Origin of the sequence: Streptomyces sp. MUM 2J, from assembly GCF_022414535.1 — a bacterium.
Lineage (GTDB): Bacteria > Actinomycetota > Actinomycetes > Streptomycetales > Streptomycetaceae > Streptomyces.
Window position 1 is genome coordinate 1 of record NZ_JADWYM010000016.1, and the last position, 17,140, is coordinate 17,140.

Consider the following 17,140-nt stretch of genomic DNA (forward strand, 5'->3'; position numbering starts at 1 on the left):
CGGGCGGCGCGAAGCGTCGCTCCTCCCTGAGGAGGTTGGCCAGGCTTTCGTTACTCACGACATCTCCTTTTGGAACGAGGGTGTGTCTTGGACGGGGCGGGCGTGGAAGGCCTCATCGCGCCCCGGTAGCAGTGAGGGGGCGGCCCCGTGCCGTCACGGCCGGGGTGGCGGCGACGAAGACCGGGAACAGGGCGCGGATCAGGGTTCTGCCCGGCGTGGCACCAAGAGCCGCGAGGGCCGGGAGGCCCGACGCGGGCCGCGGTTCAGGTGCTCCTGGTGCGCGGGGACTTCCAGGCGACGTCGACGCTCAGCGGGGGCGCGCCGCCCGGCAGCACCGGCGTGCAGGTGGGCCGCGGGCTGGTGGAGGCGCAGGCTGCCCGGCCGAACGGCACGCATCGGGAGTCGGCCGACCTGACCGCCAGCACGTACAGCAGGCTCAGGCTGAGCAGCAGCGCGCACGACAGCAGCACGATGATCACCGTGCTCGGCGGGACCGACCGGCGCGGTGCGAGCGGCGGCGGCGGCGGGGACGGTACGGCCGACGTGGCCCGGGACTGGCGGACCTCGGCCTGCGAGGGCCCATCGGTAGGCATTTCTCTCCCAACATGGAACTGCGAAGGCTCACTGCGCCCGCCCTCCTGGGCGTGCGGCGGCACCACTCGGCGCTCGACGCGATGCCCGCCGGGGACTCCCCCGTCACGGGCACACGTCCGCCGGGGCTCCGGCCGCCGCGGGGACACCTCACGTGGCCGTCGACGAGCGAAGTGCGCGCCCTCATCCGAACACCGGCGCACGCGGGCGGGACACCCCGCACCCACCGAAAGATCCACATCGTTCGGTGGGGTGCCGACAGCGCTCGACGTCCCAGGTGAGTACGGTGAATGCGCTGCAGGGCCGACGTCCGAACGGGGCGACCCCCCAACCGGACGGACGGTCGCCATCCGTCCGTCCGGCCCTGCAACGGCAGACCGGAAGAGGAGCGGCGTGGTACCCACACTTCTTGGCCGTGCGCGCGAGCGGGACACTCTGTACGAACTACTGGAGCGTCCCGGCGGGGCGAGCGTCCTGCTGCGCGGAGGGTTCGGCAGCGGCAAGTCGGGACTCCTCGCGGACCTCGGCGAACGAGCCCGCGCCGCCGGATTCGCCGTGTTCAGCGCGTGCTACGAGCCGGCCGCGAGCCACCGCCCGCAGGCCGCCCCGTCGCCCGCGGTGTGCTCACTGGTACCAGAGGGTGGCGGGGAACGGGCCGTGGCGTTCGTGCGCTGGCTGGCCTCGGGGGACGCGGCACCGCCCGCGGACGGCATGCTCAGCGGTGCCCGGTCCGCACCGATGCAACGGGTGCTGGTGCTGGCCGACGACCTGCAGTGGGCCGATGCGGTGTCCCTGCGCGGGCTGCGGAGCATCGCGCGGGCCGTGGGTGCTCATCCGGTGACGGTCGTCTGCGCGTTGGGACCGGGTGAGTCGGTCGACGAGTCTGCTCTCGGTGCCGTGCTGCGGCTCCTGGACCACCACGTCCGGCTCTCGCCGCTCGACGAGTCCGCGGTCGCCGACCGGCTGGGCGAGATCCTCGACGCGTCCGAGGACGGACAGACCCTCGCCGAAGTCCTGCACCCGCTTCTGGCGGCAGCGGCTGGGAACCAGTACCTGATCCGGACGCTGCTGGGCGCCGCGGACCCGCAGCAGCACGGTGGGAACGGACGGCGGGAGTGTCCCCCGCTCCACACCACACTGACCGGCGCGTTCAAGCCGCTGCTCGCGGACGTCGGCGTGGCGGCTCGGGCGGCGTTGCGCAGGATCGGCGCCGACGCCGAGCGGGTGGCCGCCGTGCTCGCCTCGCTGGGAAGTGCCCAGCTCCCGGAGGTGATAGCCCATGCCGGTGCGATGGACCGGCACACGGTCGAGGACGCCCTGCACGCGCTGGCTCAGGCCGAACTCGTCCAGCACGCCGAAGTACGGGCCCAGCTGCATCCGCCCCTGCTCGCCGCGGGCCTCGCCCTGGGTATCTCGCCCACCTGCCGCAAACGGCATCATGCCCGCGCCGCCGAGCTGTTGCTCGGCTGGGGAGCACCCGCCGAGCAGGTGGCGCCGCACCTGGTCCACGGGCCGGCGGGCATGGAGCAGGCCACGGCGATCCTGCGGCGCGCCGCCCAGGCCGCGCTCGACCGCGGAGCACCCGACGAGGCGGTGATCTACCTGCGGCGCACCCTGAGCGAGGATCTCGACGCGCAGGAGCGCAGTGAGGTTCTGACCCTGATCGGCGCCGCCCGGCTCGACTCCGATGTACCGGCCGCCGTACCGGAGCTGCGCAGCAGCCTGCGGCTCGGCGCCACACCGCAGGCTCTGGCCCGCTCCGCACGCAGTCTGACCGGCGCGCTGTTCGCCATGGACCGCTACGGCGAGGCCCTGACGATGCTGGAGGGGACGATCCGGCGGCTTCGTACCGAGGACGCCGCGGCCGCCCTTCGCCTGGAGCTGGACTACCTGCTCGTCAGCCTCGGTGAGGCGGCGTCGGCGGTGCGGGCGTGGCCGCGGCTGATGGAGTTGCGCCTCCGGGACGCCGATGACGACGCCGGGCGCAGGGCGCTGGCCGCGCTGCTCAGCTTCCGTGGAGCCGCGCTCGGGCAGGGCGCCGAGGACGTCATCGAGTTGGCCCGTGTCGGTCTGAGCAGGGGCATGGCGCCGGTGGGCGACGAGTCCATCGTCTACCCCTGTGCGGTGCTGGCACTGGGCGCCGCGGGCAGACCGGACCTGACGTTCGAGTACGCCGACGCGGCCGTGGCGGAGACGCGCGCGAGGGCCTCCGCGCTGAGCTACGCGCAGGCGCTCAGCACGCGCGCCAACGCCCAGTGCCGGCGCGGGGCGTTCGCGGACGCCCGGACCGATGCGCAGCACGCACTCGCCGCGTTCCGGGACATAGGTGTCGACCATCGAGAGAGCCACAGTGTCTTCGCGGTCGCGACCCTGGCGGAGGCCTTCGTCCGGCAGGGACAGACGCAGAAGGCCGAGGCCCTTTTCGGCGAGTGCGACCTGAGCGGTCCGCTCGGCTTTCACACGATCTACGACTACCCACTGCTCGTCAGGGGCTGGGTGCACGCGGCGGACAACCGCCTCGAACGGGCGCTGGCGGACTTCCTGCACCTCGGCGAGCGCCTGAACGCACGCGGTATGCCGGGTCCCGGGTTCTACCCGTGGCGGTCGGAGGCCGCACTGGTGCACCTGCTCCTCGGCGATCGGCAGTCCGCTCTCACGCTGGCGGACGAGGAACTGCGACTGGCGCGGACCTGGGGGGTCGCGGAGATGACGGCTGTGGCGCTGCGTGGCCGAGCGCTGGTGGTGGGCCACGAGGAGGGCCTGGAACTGCTCGACGAGGCGGCGCGGCTGCTGGGGGGCGACGCCGCGCGGTTCCGGTACGCGCAGATCCAGGCGGACCGGGGGACGTTGGCCGTGCGGTACGGCCGGCCGGAGGACGCGCGCGCCGCGCTCCAGGAGGCCGTCAGTGTCGCCCACGAGTGCGGGGCCCAGCCGATCGCGCAGCAGGCACGGGCCGGGCTGAGGGAGCTCGGCGACCGTCCCCGCACCCCGACGTTCCGGGGACGGGAGGCGCTGACACCCGCCCAGCGCCAGGTCGCGGAACTCGCCGCACAGGGCATGACCAACACCGAGATCGCCTCCCACCTGTTCGTGGGCCTGCGCACGGTGGAGATGCACCTGTCGAAGGTCTACGCGAAGCTGGCCGTGAGGGGACGCCACGCTCTTGAGCAGGCTCTGCGCTGACTCCCGGGACCAGGCCCCGCGAAGGTGCGACCGGGAGCACCGAGGGGTGGGCACCCCCGGTCACACGCCCTTGCGGCAGGTGAGGATCAGCCCCGTCGTGCGGCGGGACGTACGGCACCGTCCCGTGTTCGCACGGCCTCGTCCCGTCGTGCCGCGTGGCAGGACCCGAGCGCCCGCCCCACGGCCTCGGCCATGGCCTGCTCACCCCGCGTGGTCGGGTGCGCCGCGTTGGCCGGGACCGCCGGGGCCAGGTTCTCGATCCACCGTTCACCGGCCGGACGGCACATGTCGTGACCGACCGTCGGGGTGCAGGTGTCCACGTACACGGCCCCGCCCAGTCCGGCGCGACGGGCGAGCGTGGTGTCGAGCGCCTTGGTCGCGTCCCTGAGGTACCCGAAGTCCCCGGCCGCGAAGGGGGCGGCCGGGCTGGTGCAGCCCGGCCCGTCGTCGGGGAGGACCGAGGTCGGTGGCGACGGGCCGTTTCACGGCGGCGGGAGAACCGGCGGGCTCAGGGCGAGTGTCCCGGCGCTGTCGCGGCGCTCGGTCAGGACTTCCGGCGGCACGACGGCCGGCACGCGGGTGGTCGAACACCTGGTGTGAACCTCGCAGATATACGGGGGAAGACGGTGAGCGGCCTGCACCAGGTCGGACACGGTCAGCAGGGCGATCAGCCCCAGGAACAGCAGGGCCGAGCGGTCGGCGAGCGACCCCGGTCGCTCGCCGTACCGGCCCGCGGGGACGGGATACCGCGACCGAGCGGCGGCAGGACTCAACGCGAGCCCAGCTGTTCGCGCGGCTGCGCGGTCTCCGCCGCCCGTGCCGACGGTTGTCCCGGGCCCGAATGGGACGAACCGTCGTACACCCAGGACATGGCCACCGTCGCCGACGCCACGCCACAGGGTTCGGAGCACAGATCCCAGTCGCAGCCACAGACAGTGGCGTCCCAGGGCGGCACCGGGGCTTCCAGTTCGGGGAAGGGCCAGGTGAACGGTCGCGTTCGGGTCACGGGAGTCTCCAGGTGTGAACCAGGCCGACGAGTCCGGGACGACCGCACGGACGGCGGCTGTCGGCGGCTCGGGCCGTCCGCGTTCGCGGACGGCCCGAGTCAAGCCGCAACGAAAGTGATCAGAATCCTTCTGGAGAACCAGTCCTGGCGCGACGAAGGGCACGGAGGTGTCTGCGGCCGGCGGAGGCGCCGAGCGGGACGGGCAGCCGCATCCCTCCCCCCTCCGTGACCGGCCGGTCGCCTCGGCACTGCGCAGCCCGGCCCCTGCCCGGCCGGGCGGGACGGGGCCGGGCAGGGGCACGACCACCGCCGGGTACGACGGTGACGTCAGGAAGGAACAGCCGGCGGGGTGAGCCCCGCGGTGTGGGCGAGGATCGCGGCCTGGACCCGGTTGGCGCAGCCCAGGAGGCGCAGTATCCGACTGACGTGCACCTTGACCTGAGACTCGGACAGCTGCATGCGGGCGCCTATCTCGGCGTTCGAGAGCCCCTGGGCCAGCAGGGCCAGGATCGTGCGCTGCTCCTGGGGCAGCGGCTTCAGACGCTCCCGGGCGTGGACGGCCTCGTGCGGGACGGTGAACTGTTCCATCAGTGTCCGCGTCATGGACGGGGAGATGATCGCCTCCCCTCGGGCGACGACCTTGATGGCGTCGATGAGTTCGTGGGGACGGACGTCCTTGAGGAGGAAGCCGTCGACTCCGGCCTTGAGCGCGGAGTACAGGTACTCGTCCCGGGAGAACGACGTGAGGACGACGACCCGGGGCGGCCGGGGCAGACGCCGTAGGGCCAGGGCGGCCGTGAGCCCGTCCATGGCCGGCATCTGCACATCGATGAGAACCACGTCGGGCTGGTGGGTGAGCGCAGCGGCGACGGCCTGCTCGCCGTCCGCGACGGCCGCCACCACGGTGATGGTGTCGTCCGTCTGCAGGATGAGCCGCAGGCTCTCCCGGATCAGCTCCTCGTCGTCCGCGACGACTACCGTGATCATTGCAGTTCCACCCTACCGGCATGCAGGAGTACCGCCCACGGGCTCTGGTGCCGTCCGTCGCGGGCGGGCCGAGTGGGAGCGACTGAGCGCCCTGGGGCCGACGAGAGTCAGCGTTCGCACCCTTGCCGAGAACGTGACTGGCTGTCAATGTGAGCCGCCGGTGCGGGAACCTCCGCCCCGGGTACGCCCCGCCGCGTCCGCAGTCTCAGCCCTCGCGTTCCCCACCGCAGCCTCCGCTTCCGCGGCGTCGCCCGCAGAGCAGCGAGACAGCGCCCGCGATCAGCACCGCGCACAGGGAAATCCAACCGCCGATGTCCCGCGCCAGGCCCTTTCCGTGATGATCCCGCTCCGGCTCGCCGGAGCGGGGGGCGGTCATTGCCCGGCCCCCGGCACCAGGGGCTCCGTGCCCGGTGGACCCCGTGCCCAAGGTGTCGTGGCCCACGGCGACGGCCCCGCCCCTGGCCGGGACCGGGCCGTCGAAGGCAACAGGGCCCGGGCCGGGGTCGGAGCGGCCCGGGGCGACGGCGCACGAGGGGGTGACGTCGTGCGCCGACGGCCACCGGTCACCACCGGCCCCCGGCACCACGCCCACCAGTACCGTCATGACCACCGCTGCCAGTGTTCTGCACATGAGCGACGTACCTCCTCAGCGTGGTGCCCGAGTGGGTAAGGAGGTGTCCGGCTCGGTGCGCCTCAGCGCCCCCACCCGGTGAGGTCGTCGAGTCTGTCGTCTGCCCATCTCGTGGCGGTCCCTTCGGTGTTGCCTTGCGCAGCGCGCCGGCACGTGTGCGGGCGGGTGGTGCCGAGTCAAGGACGAACGCCGGTTACCGGCATCGGCCTCAAGGACGATCAGACCAACTCCCCTTCGTCACCGGTGTCAGGTGGCGCGGGCGGGCCTCGGGATCGGCGGGACCCGCCGGGGCCGGGCAACACGGTGCCGCACCAGGACACCGGCCGGCGGCAGCCCGCCGGCACACGGGAGGCGTGGAAGTTTCGGCGTCCAGGGACCGCCCGGGCAGATCGAAGGTCGAGCCCCGAGCGACGGATCCATCGCTTGAACCCGGCCGAGCCTTCCGGCCCTGGCCGCCGCCGTTCACCACACTGCTCCGCCCCATGGCCGATCTTGCAAAACGGATCGACGTTCCGTATCGTATTCGGAACAAGGTTCCGTTTAAGTCGCGGCGGAAGACCGGCAGGCCAACGGCCGACCGCCGTCGCCATGACCGTCCGCCCGGCACCTGAACGGCCACGCCTTCGTCACCGCCCGGCGTCGATGTGGCTCCGCACGAGAAGCGCTCTCCATCCGGCCCTGCCCGCGGCGCCGCCGCCCGCCGGGCCCACCGAAGTCAGGAGCGCACACCCACTGAACGGAAGGCACCTCCATGTCCGAGCCCAAGAGCGACCACATCGGCCGGGTGTCGGCACACGCACCAGAAGGGAAGCGGTCCCGATGAGCGCGTCCACCGAGAACACGCCCGCCACCGGACTCCCCGCCCCGGTCCTGTCGTACAGTCCGGTGGTGCTGTCCCCACCAGGACGGCCCGTGGACCTCCAGCTGCGCGTCACCGCACCCGTGAACGGGACCGGCCTGCCCACGATCCTGCTCTCCCACGGCCACGGCCCTTCACACAACCTCTCCTCCCTGAACGGCTACGGGCCGCTCGCCAACCTCTGGGCGGCCCTGGGCTTCGTCGTCATCCAGCCCACCCACCTCAGCTCCAGGACCCTGGCCGGCGAACTGGCCGACCTGCCGGGAGCGCCTTTCTTCTGGCGCTCGCGGGCCGGGGACATGACGTACGTCCTCGACCGGCTAGAGGCGATCGAGAAGACCGTGCCGCTGCTCGCCGGCCGGATCGACCACGGCTCGGTCGCCGTCGCCGGACACTCGCTCGGCGGCTTCACCGCGAGCCAGTTGCTGGGCGCCCGGATCACCGATCCGGACACCGGGCAGGAGGCGAACCTCATCGAGCCCCGCATCAGGACGGGCGTGCTGCTCGCCGCACCCGGCAGGGGCGGCGAGGTCCTGACCGGGCTCATGGCCGAGAAGACCCCGTTCCTCCGGACCATGGACTTCTCCACGATGACCGCGCCCACGCTGGTCGTCGCCGGCGACAACGACGACTCCCGGCACTTCACCGACATGGGTCCGGCCTGGCACACCGACCCCTACACCCTCGCCCCCGGCCCCATGACCCTGCTCACCCTGTTCGGCGCGGAACACGGACTCGGCGGGATCGCCGGATACGACGCCGCCGAGACCACCGACGAGAACCCCAGGCTGGTCGCCGCGCTCGCACACCTCACCGCGGCCTACCTCCGCACCCGGCTCCGCCCCGGCGACACCGCGTGGCAGGCGGCGTGCGACGCGCTGGCGACCAGCCCCGACCCGGTCGGACGCGTCGAATCCAAGTAGACCGTCCACCGGCAACGGCCGGCCCTGGCCTCGGAGGCGTCCAGGGCGTTGCGGAAGATCACCGCGTTCGCGGGCAGAGCATCGGGCTCACGCCACGTCCACGCCGTCGCCCCCGTCAAGGCGAACGGTCGCCGGGTGGGGCAGAGGCCGCGACCTTCACGGCCCCGCCCCACCCGGGCCGGCCCCAGCCGCACCCGGCACCCCGGCCGCCCTGCGCGCCATCGAAGCCTGGGCGGCCTGCGTCACTCGCGGTCGTCGAGGGTGGCCATGAGTGGCCCTGTACCGAAGCCCGGTTCGCAGCGGGAAGCGCCGGCGCTCCGCCGCATCGTCCGGCTGCCGGAGCACCGGGGACTCATACCGACCGCACCCCGAGTCGTTCGGCCAGGAAGGCGATGATCTCGTCCCGGGCCTGCACCGTGGGGTGACCGTCCTGGTCGACGAGGTGGGCCGTGACGACGCTGTGGGCGCAACCGACGACGTCACGGAAGAAGGGCGGAGGGTTCGTGTTCGCCGTCTCGCCTTTGAGTACGCGGCCGTCGAACGCGTTCCCGAGCAGCGCCCGGTAAGCCGCGAACCGCCGGCCCGTGCACCACCTGTCGTTGTCGAAGCGGTAGGCGAGAACCTTCAGTCCGTCTCGCGCTACGCGCTCGGCCACGGCAGTAGCGTCCTCGTCGCTGATCTCCAGACCACCGGGATCGTCGAGCGGAAGCGACGGATGGTTGACCACCGGTGCGATGACAGCGGGTTCGAGCGCCATGGTCAAGGCGAAGTTGCCGCTGAAACACAGACCGACGGCGCCGACGCCGGGCCCGCCGCACTCGGCGTGCGCCAGGCGGGCGAGGCCACGCAGCCACGCGGCGACGGGGCTGGTGCCTCCACCGGCGAACGCCCGGAACTCGGCGCTGACACACGCGCGACGCACGACGGTCTCCTGCGCCTCGGCGAGCGGATAGGCACCGTCGACGCCGAAAAGAGAAGGCATGTACACGGAGAGTCCGGCATCGCGTACCCAACGCGCGAACCGCGCGACATCAGGGCTGATACCCGGCATCTCGGGCATGAGAACGACCGCCGGTCCCGATCCGGCGACGTACACGGTCTTGTCCACCCCGTCGACGCTGACGACTCGCCGCACGAAGTCGTCCAAGGGGTCGCTCTGTCCTCGCATCATGGTCATGAACGAGATGATCGTGAGTGGCCGGCCTCCTGGGAATCGGCGGCATCGCCATGTGTCCGGGTAATATCGCCAACCGTTCACGACACGGGAGGGCCGTATGAGTCCGCTGCGAGTCGGTGTGCTGGCCTACCCCGGCTGCTTCGCCTCGGAGATATTCGGAGTCCCCGACCTCATGGCGATGGCCACTCACGTCGCCGCGGCGCGAGGGGCGGTACAGCCGTCCTACGAGGCGTCGGTCGTCTCGCCACGGCGGCGTGTGGTCGCCTCCGGCGGCTCGGCCATCGACGTCTCGGCGGTTCGCCCGGTGGACGTCCTGATCGTGCCGGGCTTCGAGCTTTCACCCGCGCTCGACCTCGACGCAACGCTCGCACACCTGGGACCGGAGGTGGAGTCGATCCGATCGCAAGCGGCCTCGGGGACCGCTGTCGTATCGATCTGCGTGGGCGCCTTCCTGGTCGCCGAAGCCGGGCTGCTCGGCGGGCGCGAAGCGACCACGTCCTGGTTGTTCGCGGACCGGTTCGCCCACCGGTATGCCGACGTGCGACTCCGCCCGGAGCGCCTGGTCGTGACCGACGGAGGGGTGACGACCACGGCGGCCTTCAGCGCCATGTACGACTTCGCACTGCAGTTGATCCGCGAGCACGACGGCCCCCGCGTCGCCCGCAGTACCGCGCGCATCGCGCTTGTCGATGACGCACGTTCCACGCAGGCTCCCTATGTCGACTCGGAGCTCCTGCCCACGGTGGGCAGGGATTTCTCGCTCAGCGTCAAAAGGTGGCTCGACCGGAACCTCAGTACTCGCTATGACCTGCCCACCCTTGCCCAGGAGTTCCACGTCAGCACGAGAACCATGCTGCGCCGCTTCGGCGACGAAGCCGGCCAGACGCCGCTCGCGTATCTTCAGACGGCCCGGGTACGGCGGGCCAGACTCCTGCTGGAGACGACCGACAGAACCGTCTCAGGCATCGCTGCCGATGTCGGGTACCACGACCCTGGGGCGTTCAGCGACATCTTCACCCGGCACACGGGCCAGCGGCCGAGGGAGTACCGCGCGCTCTTCCGCCGTCGCCGTGACCACCACGGGGCAACCCGACGGACGCAGCAGGAGACATGAGGGCCGCGTGCCCGCGACCGCCCGCCCCGCCGTTGTCCCGCCGGCATCCTGCGGCACGTCCGATCCGCCGGGCCGCCCGTCCGCAACAGTCGCCGCGAGCCGGCCGCCGGGGCACGTCAGCGAGTTCGTCCCCGGGCAGCTCGGCCCCGGGCCGAACCGGCAGCGGTCCGCGCCCGCCGAGACCGTGGATCCGGTGGCGCGTCCGTACCCGGCACCCACGGATCACGGGTCCGACCGCCCGGTGAACCGGTCCGGGGACGCTGCGGCGACGGTGAGCGGGGGGCGGGGACGACGGCGCCGTCGAGACCACGCGAGGATCTTGAGGCGCCGCCCTCAGACTGTCGTTCAGGTGGGTCTGTTGTCCGGGCCGGCGTCTCAGCTCTGCCGCGCCGGACCGAACCAGGTGGTGAGGGCGGTCCGGAGCGCGGAGGTGTCAGGCGCACGACCGGTGGCGGCCGCCCAGGCGACGTGTCCGTCGGGACGGATGAGGACGGCGGCGGGAGCGGGGATCTCGCCGCGGGACGGGACGGCCCACTGCTCGTCCTCGCTGCGTGCCTCGACGAGGTCGACGCGGTCCGCCCAGCCTTCGACGGCCGTCACCAGTTCGGGGCTGCCGTGCAGGTCGAGCAGGACGGGGCGAGCGGCGTGCAGCAGCTCGTAGACGCGCGAGGTACCGTCGGGCGCCTTGAGACCGGCGTCCGGGACCCGGCGGCCCGCCAGAGGGTGACCGTCGCCGACCGGGTACCGGATGTCCAGTGCGGTGAGCATCTCGCGCAGCCGCCGATTGACGTCGTCGAGCACCAGCAGTGAACCGAACACGTCGCGCAGCGCGTCGGTCTGGGCGCCCGGGCGGGCCAGGGCCGCCTGCGCCCGGGTGTTCTGCAGGACCCGCTCCCCGACGGGATGGCGCTCGGTGTGGTAGGTGTCCAGCAGGCTCTCCGGTGTCTGGCCGCGCACCACCGAGGCAAGTTTCCAGCCGAGGTTGACCGCGTCCTGCACTCCGGTGTTCAGGCCCTGCCCACCCGCCGGGAAGTGGATGTGCGCCGCGTCGCCCGCGAGCAGGACCCTGCCCGCGCGGTACCGGGCGGCCTGCCGTGCGGCGTCGCCGAACCGGGAGATCCACCTGGGCCGGCGCATGCCGTAGTCGGTGCCCGCGAGCCTGATCAGCGACTGGCGAAGCTGCTCGAACGTCGCGGGTTCGTCGCGGTCCACTACCTGGTCGTGATCGGATGTGATCACCCGGTACCAGCCTGGCTCGAGCGAGATCGCCGAGTAGTCGCCGGTCGCGCAGCGCCGCGCCCAGATGTAGTCCTCGGGCAGGTCGGGGAGTTCGACGTCGCCGATCAGCGCGGTCATCGTCGCCGGAGTGCCGGGGAAGGCGATGCCCGACAGCTTGCGCACGGTGCTGCGTCCGCCGTCGCACCCCACGAGGTAGCGGGCCCGCAGCGTCACGGGGGCCGCATCCGCCGTCCGCAACTCGACCGCCACGCCGTCCTCGTCCTGGCGGACTCCGACCACCTCGGACGACCAGCGCACCCGTGTGCCGAGGCCGGCGGCCCACTCCTCGAGCAGCCGCTCGATGGCGGACTGAAGGATCATCAGCGGGAGGGGGTGCCGGGTCTCCAACCCGTCGAAGTCCAGCATGAGTCCGGAGAAGTGACCGACCGGCGTCAGGTCGCCCGCCGCCAGGAAGCGGCCCAGGACTCCGCGCTGGTCCAGAACTTCGAGGGTGCGGCAGTGCATGCCTCCGGCCCGGGACTCTCCCGTCCGCTGGGCGAGCCGGTCGACCACCACCACGTCGACGCCCGCCAGGCGCAGCTCGCAGGCGAGCATCAGGCCCGTCGGCCCGGCGCCCGCGATCACCACGTCCGCGTCCATGCCGGTGTGTCCCATGCCGCTTCCCCTTCCCACCTGCGCTCCTCCAACGTCGTTGAAGAACCACCACGTTCATGGAAGCGGATCGGGCGGTCAAGACGATGCCGGTGCCCGCGCCGATCCGCTGCCGGACGTGACCTGTGTCCCGTCGGCGGGACGATGCCGCGGGACGGCGGCGGGGCATGCCGGACGGAGACCGGCTTCGGGGCGCGCGGCCCGGCCGTCGCCGGGGCGGCCGCGGGACGCGCCCGGGACCGTTGCCCGGGTGCTGATGTGTGTGTTCTCGTGGTGCCGTTCACGGGGGGACGAGAGGGGACTTCGATGGCCAGCGGCACCCCGCCTTCGCCGACCGTCGACTGCCTCCGCGTCGGCCACGCCCAGAGCCCGCCGTCTGGTCGAGCGTGTGGGGCCCGGCTCCGCCGACGCCCGGCTGCCCGTGGACCGGGGTCCTGACCGAGCACACTTCGCCTTGCGCGGCGCCGCCCGCGCACCACACCGGCCTGCGCCGCGAGGCGGACGTGCCACCCGTCCCGGACCCGGCAGTGGCCCGTGGACGCATCCGGTGATACCGAAACCGGCCAAGGTGCCCTCCCATGGCGTCCCGTGCTCCGTGCCGCTGGCAGGCAGGGGACGGATCTCCGACGAGGCGGGCACCGGGATCCACGCCTGCCTCGGTACGGCGGCGACGCGGAGCGCTCCCGAGCCGGACCAACCGGTCCCGGACGAGCTCGCTCGTCCTCCGGCCCCGCACATGAGTGACGTGCGTCCGCCAACGGACGGCACACGAGCACAGAACAGCCGAGTACAGCCGAGTAGGGACGACTCCAGGAGCACGGAATGACGACACGCAAGCGCTTCGAGGCCGGCATGGTCGGTTTGGCGGCGGCCACGGTGCTGGCGGCCACCGCCTTCACGGCTCCCGCCCAGGCGTCACAGGAAGCGGCGGCCCCGGCGACGGGCCACCGGGCCACACAGCGGGCGCTGGACGCGGCCGTGGCAGCCGGTGTCCCTGGCGTGACCGCCCAGGCGCGGGACGCCCACGGGGTGTGGTCCTCGGCATCGGGCGTGGGCAACCTGAGCACGGGTGCGCCGCGCCGAACGAACGAACGGTTCCGCGTCGGCAGCATCACCAACACGTTCGTGGCAACCGTCCTCCTCCAGATGGAAGCGGAGAAGCGGCTCAGCCTCGACGACAGCGTGGAGCGCCATCTGCCCGGCCTGGTGCGGGGCAACGGCAACGACGGCCGCGAGATCACCGTGCGGCAGCTCCTCAACCACACCAGCGGTCTGTTCGACTACCTCGCCGACGAGCAGTACGTCGCGACGTACATGGTGGGCGAGGGCTATCTCCGGCACCGGTACGACACCCTGACTCCCGGGCAGCGGGTGCAGGTTGCCCTCTCCCACCGGCCGCTGTTCAAACCCGGTGCCAGACACTGGTTCTCCCACACCAACGACATCCTGGCCGCGCTGATCGTCGAGGAGATCGGCGGCAGGTCGTACGAGGACGAGATACGCGACCGGATCCTCAGGCCGCTGCGGCTCAAGGCCACGTCCAACCCCGGTGACAGCGTCCGCCTGCCCCGGCCGAGCGGCCGCGGGTACGCCAAACTGTTCCCCTCGGCACCGGACCGGATCGACGACGTCACCGAGTTGAACGCGTCACAGAGTTGGGGCGACGGCGACATCATCTCCAGCACGCGTGATCTGAACCGGTTCTACCGGGCCTTGATGCGTGGGAAGCTGCTGCCGCCACGACAGCTGAAGGCCATGAAGACCACCGTCGACAATCCCGACTTCCCGGGCTCGTCCTACGGGCTCGGTATCGAACGGTTCACGACGAGCTGCGGCACCCCGTTCTGGTACCACGACGGCGGCATGGTGGGATGGCTCACCCTGGCCGCCACCACGGAGGACGGAAGCCACCAGATCACCCTCAACTACAACAGCAGCTGGGGAGCGGAGACCGTCCTCCCCATTCTCAACGCCGAGTACTGCGAGGCGCCTTCCCCATCGCGTTGAGACAACCCGCTCGCCTCTCCTGCCCCACTGGACCGCGACGCCCGGAACGGGTTCCGGAAAACACCGGTGCTTCCGTCGACCCCGTCCCGGACGCTTCGCCGGTCAGGTCCCGGACTCCACCGCACCGTCCCGCTGACGGGACAGCAGTCGAAGCGTCCCGGAACACCGGCACGCCGTGCGGGTGTGCGGTGGGTCTTCGAAACGTCGGACCTGTGCTTGGACCACACCGCTGACCCACGAGGAGTGTGATGTCCGGATGTTCGTTCCCCGTCACTACCGCGAACCGGACGGTTCATGGATAGCCGACCTGATACGCCAGAATCCGCTGGCACTGGCGGTAATCAACGGAAGCGCCGATGACGGCCCGTCAGCCACGCACCTTCCCGTGATCCCGGACCCTGAAACGACCGGGGATTGGCCCGACGACCTCGTGGGCGCGATCCTGCTCGGGCACATGAACCGGGCCAATCCCCAGTGGCGGGCGATGAGAACGGGAGACGCCGTACTCCTGGCCTTCACCGGGCCGCACGCGTACGTCTCACCGACGGTGTACGGGACGACGCCGGCCGCACCGACGTGGAACTTCACCTCGGCGCATGTGCGCGGTGTGGTGGAGAAGATCGATTCTCCTGAGGAGACACTGGAGGTCGTGCGGGCCACGGCACTGTCCTACGAGGCCCGATTCGGTGCAGGCTGGGACCAGTCGGAATCGATCGGCTACTTCCGGAGGATAGTCTCCGGCGTCGGCGCGTTCCGGATCTCGGTGACGGGCGCCCAGGGCATGTTCAAACTCAGCCAGGAACAACCCGCCGAGGTCCGCGAGCGGGTGCAGAAATCGTTCGGCGGACGCGAGTGCAGCCGGCATCGGGAGACGGCCGAACTCATGAGCAGGCTGCCCCGGACCGGGCCCTGAACCCGCCCCCCGGAACGTGAGGGTCACCAGGCCCACCGACGTTGACCGAACAGATGGAAACCGCCCCCACCTTGCCGCGTGGCCCGACTCCGGCCGGAGTCGGGCCACGCGGTGTGCTTCCGCTCCCCATACTGGGCCCGCAGTTCGAGCGTGCCACGGGGCGGCCGACGAACGGCGCGGCGGCGCGGCGGCGCGGCACGGATACTTCCCGCAGGAAATTCCGTATTCGTGTGCGACATTTCACTTCTGTCTTGCCTGCGGAGTCCTCTCACATATTCAAGGAGCACCGGCAGGAAATCACGGCCATGACTGTCAACCACTACAGGAGTGGCAGCAGAACGGCTCATACTGAGGTCTTCTCAACGGTGCTCACCAGCGTGGGGGTGGTGGCCTGGTGCTCGCCGGCCCACGGCACGTCGACGTACCCCCGAGTGGTCCGTCACCGCGCCGGTCAGTCCGCCGCCGTCACAGGTAGCGCCCACCGGCCGCTCTCGCCCCCGGCCTGACCGAGACGGTGCGAGCCGCGCCGGGCCCCACCTTCATCTGACCAGCTCCGGTTGAGGGTGGAAAGGGCTCACTCAGTCCAGGGACAGCTGCCGGTCCGTGTTCTCCAGCACGCGCCTGGCGGCCGCGTCGAGGGTGGCCATCACCCACTCCTCCAACTCGATGCCGGCCTGGGCCGCCGCCTTGTGCCACCAGTGGAGCCGGTTGCCAGGCACGGCGAGCCGACGCGTGGCCGCCACGACGTCCGGCTGCGGGGAGCTGCTTTCGCGCTCGCTCCGGATGGCGTTGCGCAGTTGTTTGGTGCTCCACTGCAGCCGCTCGGCTTGATCCAGCCAGGTCTCCTGCGCGTCGACCGGTAGCGATGCCAGCTCGGCGTGGTGCTGGAAGCTGAGCGCGGGCCGCCGCCGGTCCAGTTCGAACCTCCGGGAGACCCATGCGTAGTTGCGTAGCGTCTGGTACTGGAGCCCCGCCGCGCGGATGCCGCGCTCATAGCGGTCGGCGTAGTGGGCCTTGCCGTATACGAGCCAGTCCCCCAGCCACCAGGACGACGAGTTGAGCAGCCCGGAGAGTTGGCAACCCGCGTGCTCCCACTCCTCGAAAGCGAGTCCCGCGGGGATGTGCAACCCCACCTTGGTCGTGAGTACTTGATCGCGCCGCGAATCCGTTCCCCTGGCTCTGCGGTTCCTCGGCGCGGCCTCTGCCGGCCTGCCGAATATGAGGGCTCTGGGTTCGTTACGGTCATCGATCCGATTTGCCATCATACCCCCGCGTCGACGCATCGATACACCGAATGGGTTTGCGGTGGCTCCCATCGAAGGCGGAAGCGTCCGCCTCGCTTTACTGCACGCATACGAAGCACTTTGACCACCGCCCGCCGTTGAGCAGCAATGGCCTCAACGAACCGACGAATGTCCGTTTCCCAGCGCTGGCGGGATGGCCAATTGCTGGCCATGAGTAGACCCTGGCAGCGGCACCAGTTCAAGGATCTTGGCACCATCGAGCACTACTTTGCGGAGTTCGAACACGCCCTTGACGCCGCGATCCAGAGCAGTGATGGCGTGATGGGGAGCGGGCCCGTGAGGTGGCCGGGCTTCGCACCAGGCGTCGCACCACGTCACGCCCTGCCCCTGACGCCGCCTCGCCCCGCGGCCGTCCACCGCTCCGACAAGGCACAGGCGCATCGCGTTCCCGCAGGTCACGGGTTGTTGGCGCGGCCCACTCACACCGATGCCGACGAGGAGTACGCGTCGAGCGGACTCGTCGGACCGCGCTGCGCGGTGCACGGAACCCCGCGCACCCGAGGTGCCGGATTAAGCCAAGGAATGTAACGGTGGTGCAACGGTGGAGCACGTTCT

The 17,140-nt window shown here is 71.3% G+C and carries 12 protein-coding genes; 5 read left to right on the forward strand and 7 right to left on the reverse strand.

Annotated features, from left to right (window positions below; genetic code table 11):
- Positions 1-263: 263 nt before the first annotated feature.
- Positions 264-593 (reverse strand): hypothetical protein, encoded by a 330-nt coding sequence (locus tag I3F54_RS15705; protein WP_240119381.1) that lies wholly within the window; start codon positions 591-593, stop codon positions 264-266.
- Positions 594-984: 391 nt separating this feature from the next.
- Here I3F54_RS15705 and I3F54_RS15710 point away from each other — a divergent pair, with 391 nt between their 5' ends.
- Positions 985-3,774: a LuxR C-terminal-related transcriptional regulator gene (locus tag I3F54_RS15710; protein ID WP_240119382.1), complete on the forward strand. Its 2,790-nt coding sequence runs from the start codon at positions 985-987 to the stop codon at positions 3,772-3,774.
- A 482-nt stretch (positions 3,775-4,256) separates the two neighbouring features.
- Here the strand turns inward: I3F54_RS15710 and I3F54_RS15715 are convergent, their stop codons facing one another.
- The 3 genes from I3F54_RS15715 to I3F54_RS15725 all read right to left on the reverse strand — a co-directional run bounded on the left by I3F54_RS15715 (position 4,257) and on the right by I3F54_RS15725 (position 5,767).
- Positions 4,257-4,547 (reverse strand): hypothetical protein, encoded by a 291-nt coding sequence (locus I3F54_RS15715; RefSeq protein ID WP_240119383.1) that lies wholly within the window; start codon positions 4,545-4,547, stop codon positions 4,257-4,259.
- Entirely contained in the window at positions 4,544-4,780 is a 237-nt protein-coding gene (locus tag I3F54_RS15720; RefSeq protein WP_240119384.1) for a hypothetical protein, read from the reverse strand. Before I3F54_RS15720 ends, I3F54_RS15715 begins: the two co-directional genes overlap by 4 nt.
- Positions 4,781-5,107: 327 nt before the next feature.
- On the reverse strand, positions 5,108-5,767 hold the full coding sequence (locus tag I3F54_RS15725; RefSeq protein WP_240119385.1) for a response regulator transcription factor: 660 nt from the start codon (positions 5,765-5,767) through the stop codon (positions 5,108-5,110).
- Positions 5,768-7,217: 1,450 nt separating this feature from the next.
- Here I3F54_RS15725 and I3F54_RS15730 point away from each other — a divergent pair.
- Complete coding sequence (locus I3F54_RS15730) at positions 7,218-8,180, forward strand: chlorophyllase (RefSeq protein WP_240119386.1); 963 nt, start codon at positions 7,218-7,220, stop codon at positions 8,178-8,180.
- A 352-nt stretch (positions 8,181-8,532) separates the two neighbouring features.
- Here I3F54_RS15730 and I3F54_RS15735 read toward each other — a convergent pair whose 3' ends face one another.
- Positions 8,533-9,357, reverse strand: coding sequence for a dienelactone hydrolase family protein (locus I3F54_RS15735; RefSeq protein ID WP_240119387.1), 825 nt, complete (start codon positions 9,355-9,357; stop codon positions 8,533-8,535).
- Between the two features lie 97 nt (positions 9,358-9,454).
- Here I3F54_RS15735 and I3F54_RS15740 point away from each other — a divergent pair, with 97 nt between their 5' ends.
- A complete protein-coding gene (locus tag I3F54_RS15740; RefSeq protein WP_240119388.1) occupies positions 9,455-10,471 on the forward strand; it encodes a GlxA family transcriptional regulator in 1,017 nt (338 codons plus the stop codon).
- Between the two features lie 375 nt (positions 10,472-10,846).
- Here I3F54_RS15740 and I3F54_RS15745 read toward each other — a convergent pair whose 3' ends face one another.
- Entirely contained in the window at positions 10,847-12,364 is a 1,518-nt protein-coding gene (locus I3F54_RS15745; RefSeq protein WP_240119389.1) for an FAD-dependent monooxygenase, read from the reverse strand.
- Positions 12,365-13,183: 819 nt separating this feature from the next.
- Here I3F54_RS15745 and I3F54_RS15750 point away from each other — a divergent pair.
- On the forward strand, positions 13,184-14,368 hold the full coding sequence (locus I3F54_RS15750) for a serine hydrolase (RefSeq protein WP_240119391.1): 1,185 nt from the start codon (positions 13,184-13,186) through the stop codon (positions 14,366-14,368).
- Between the two features lie 256 nt (positions 14,369-14,624).
- On the forward strand, positions 14,625-15,281 hold the full coding sequence (locus tag I3F54_RS15755; protein ID WP_240119392.1) for an FMN-binding negative transcriptional regulator: 657 nt from the start codon (positions 14,625-14,627) through the stop codon (positions 15,279-15,281).
- Between the two features lie 578 nt (positions 15,282-15,859).
- Here I3F54_RS15755 and I3F54_RS15760 read toward each other — a convergent pair.
- A complete protein-coding gene (locus I3F54_RS15760) occupies positions 15,860-16,414 on the reverse strand; it encodes an LmbU family transcriptional regulator (protein ID WP_240119394.1) in 555 nt (184 codons plus the stop codon).
- Positions 16,415-17,140: the final 726 nt, after the last annotated feature.

Bases quoted from the DNA above. Each gene is read 5' to 3' on its own strand.
- I3F54_RS15755 (WP_240119392.1), top strand. From the start codon at position 14,625: ATGTTCGTTCCCCGTCACTACCGCGAACCGGACGGTTCATGGATAGCC.
- I3F54_RS15705 (WP_240119381.1), bottom strand. From the start codon at position 593: ATGCCTACCGATGGGCCCTCGCAGGCCGAGGTCCGCCAGTCCCGGGCC.
- I3F54_RS15730 (WP_240119386.1), top strand. From the start codon at position 7,218: ATGAGCGCGTCCACCGAGAACACGCCCGCCACCGGACTCCCCGCCCCG.
- I3F54_RS15745 (WP_240119389.1), bottom strand. From the start codon at position 12,364: ATGGGACACACCGGCATGGACGCGGACGTGGTGATCGCGGGCGCCGGG.
- I3F54_RS15750 (WP_240119391.1), top strand. From the start codon at position 13,184: ATGACGACACGCAAGCGCTTCGAGGCCGGCATGGTCGGTTTGGCGGCG.
- I3F54_RS15735 (WP_240119387.1), bottom strand. From the start codon at position 9,357: ATGACCATGATGCGAGGACAGAGCGACCCCTTGGACGACTTCGTGCGG.
- I3F54_RS15725 (WP_240119385.1), bottom strand. From the start codon at position 5,767: ATGATCACGGTAGTCGTCGCGGACGACGAGGAGCTGATCCGGGAGAGC.
- I3F54_RS15740 (WP_240119388.1), top strand. From the start codon at position 9,455: ATGAGTCCGCTGCGAGTCGGTGTGCTGGCCTACCCCGGCTGCTTCGCC.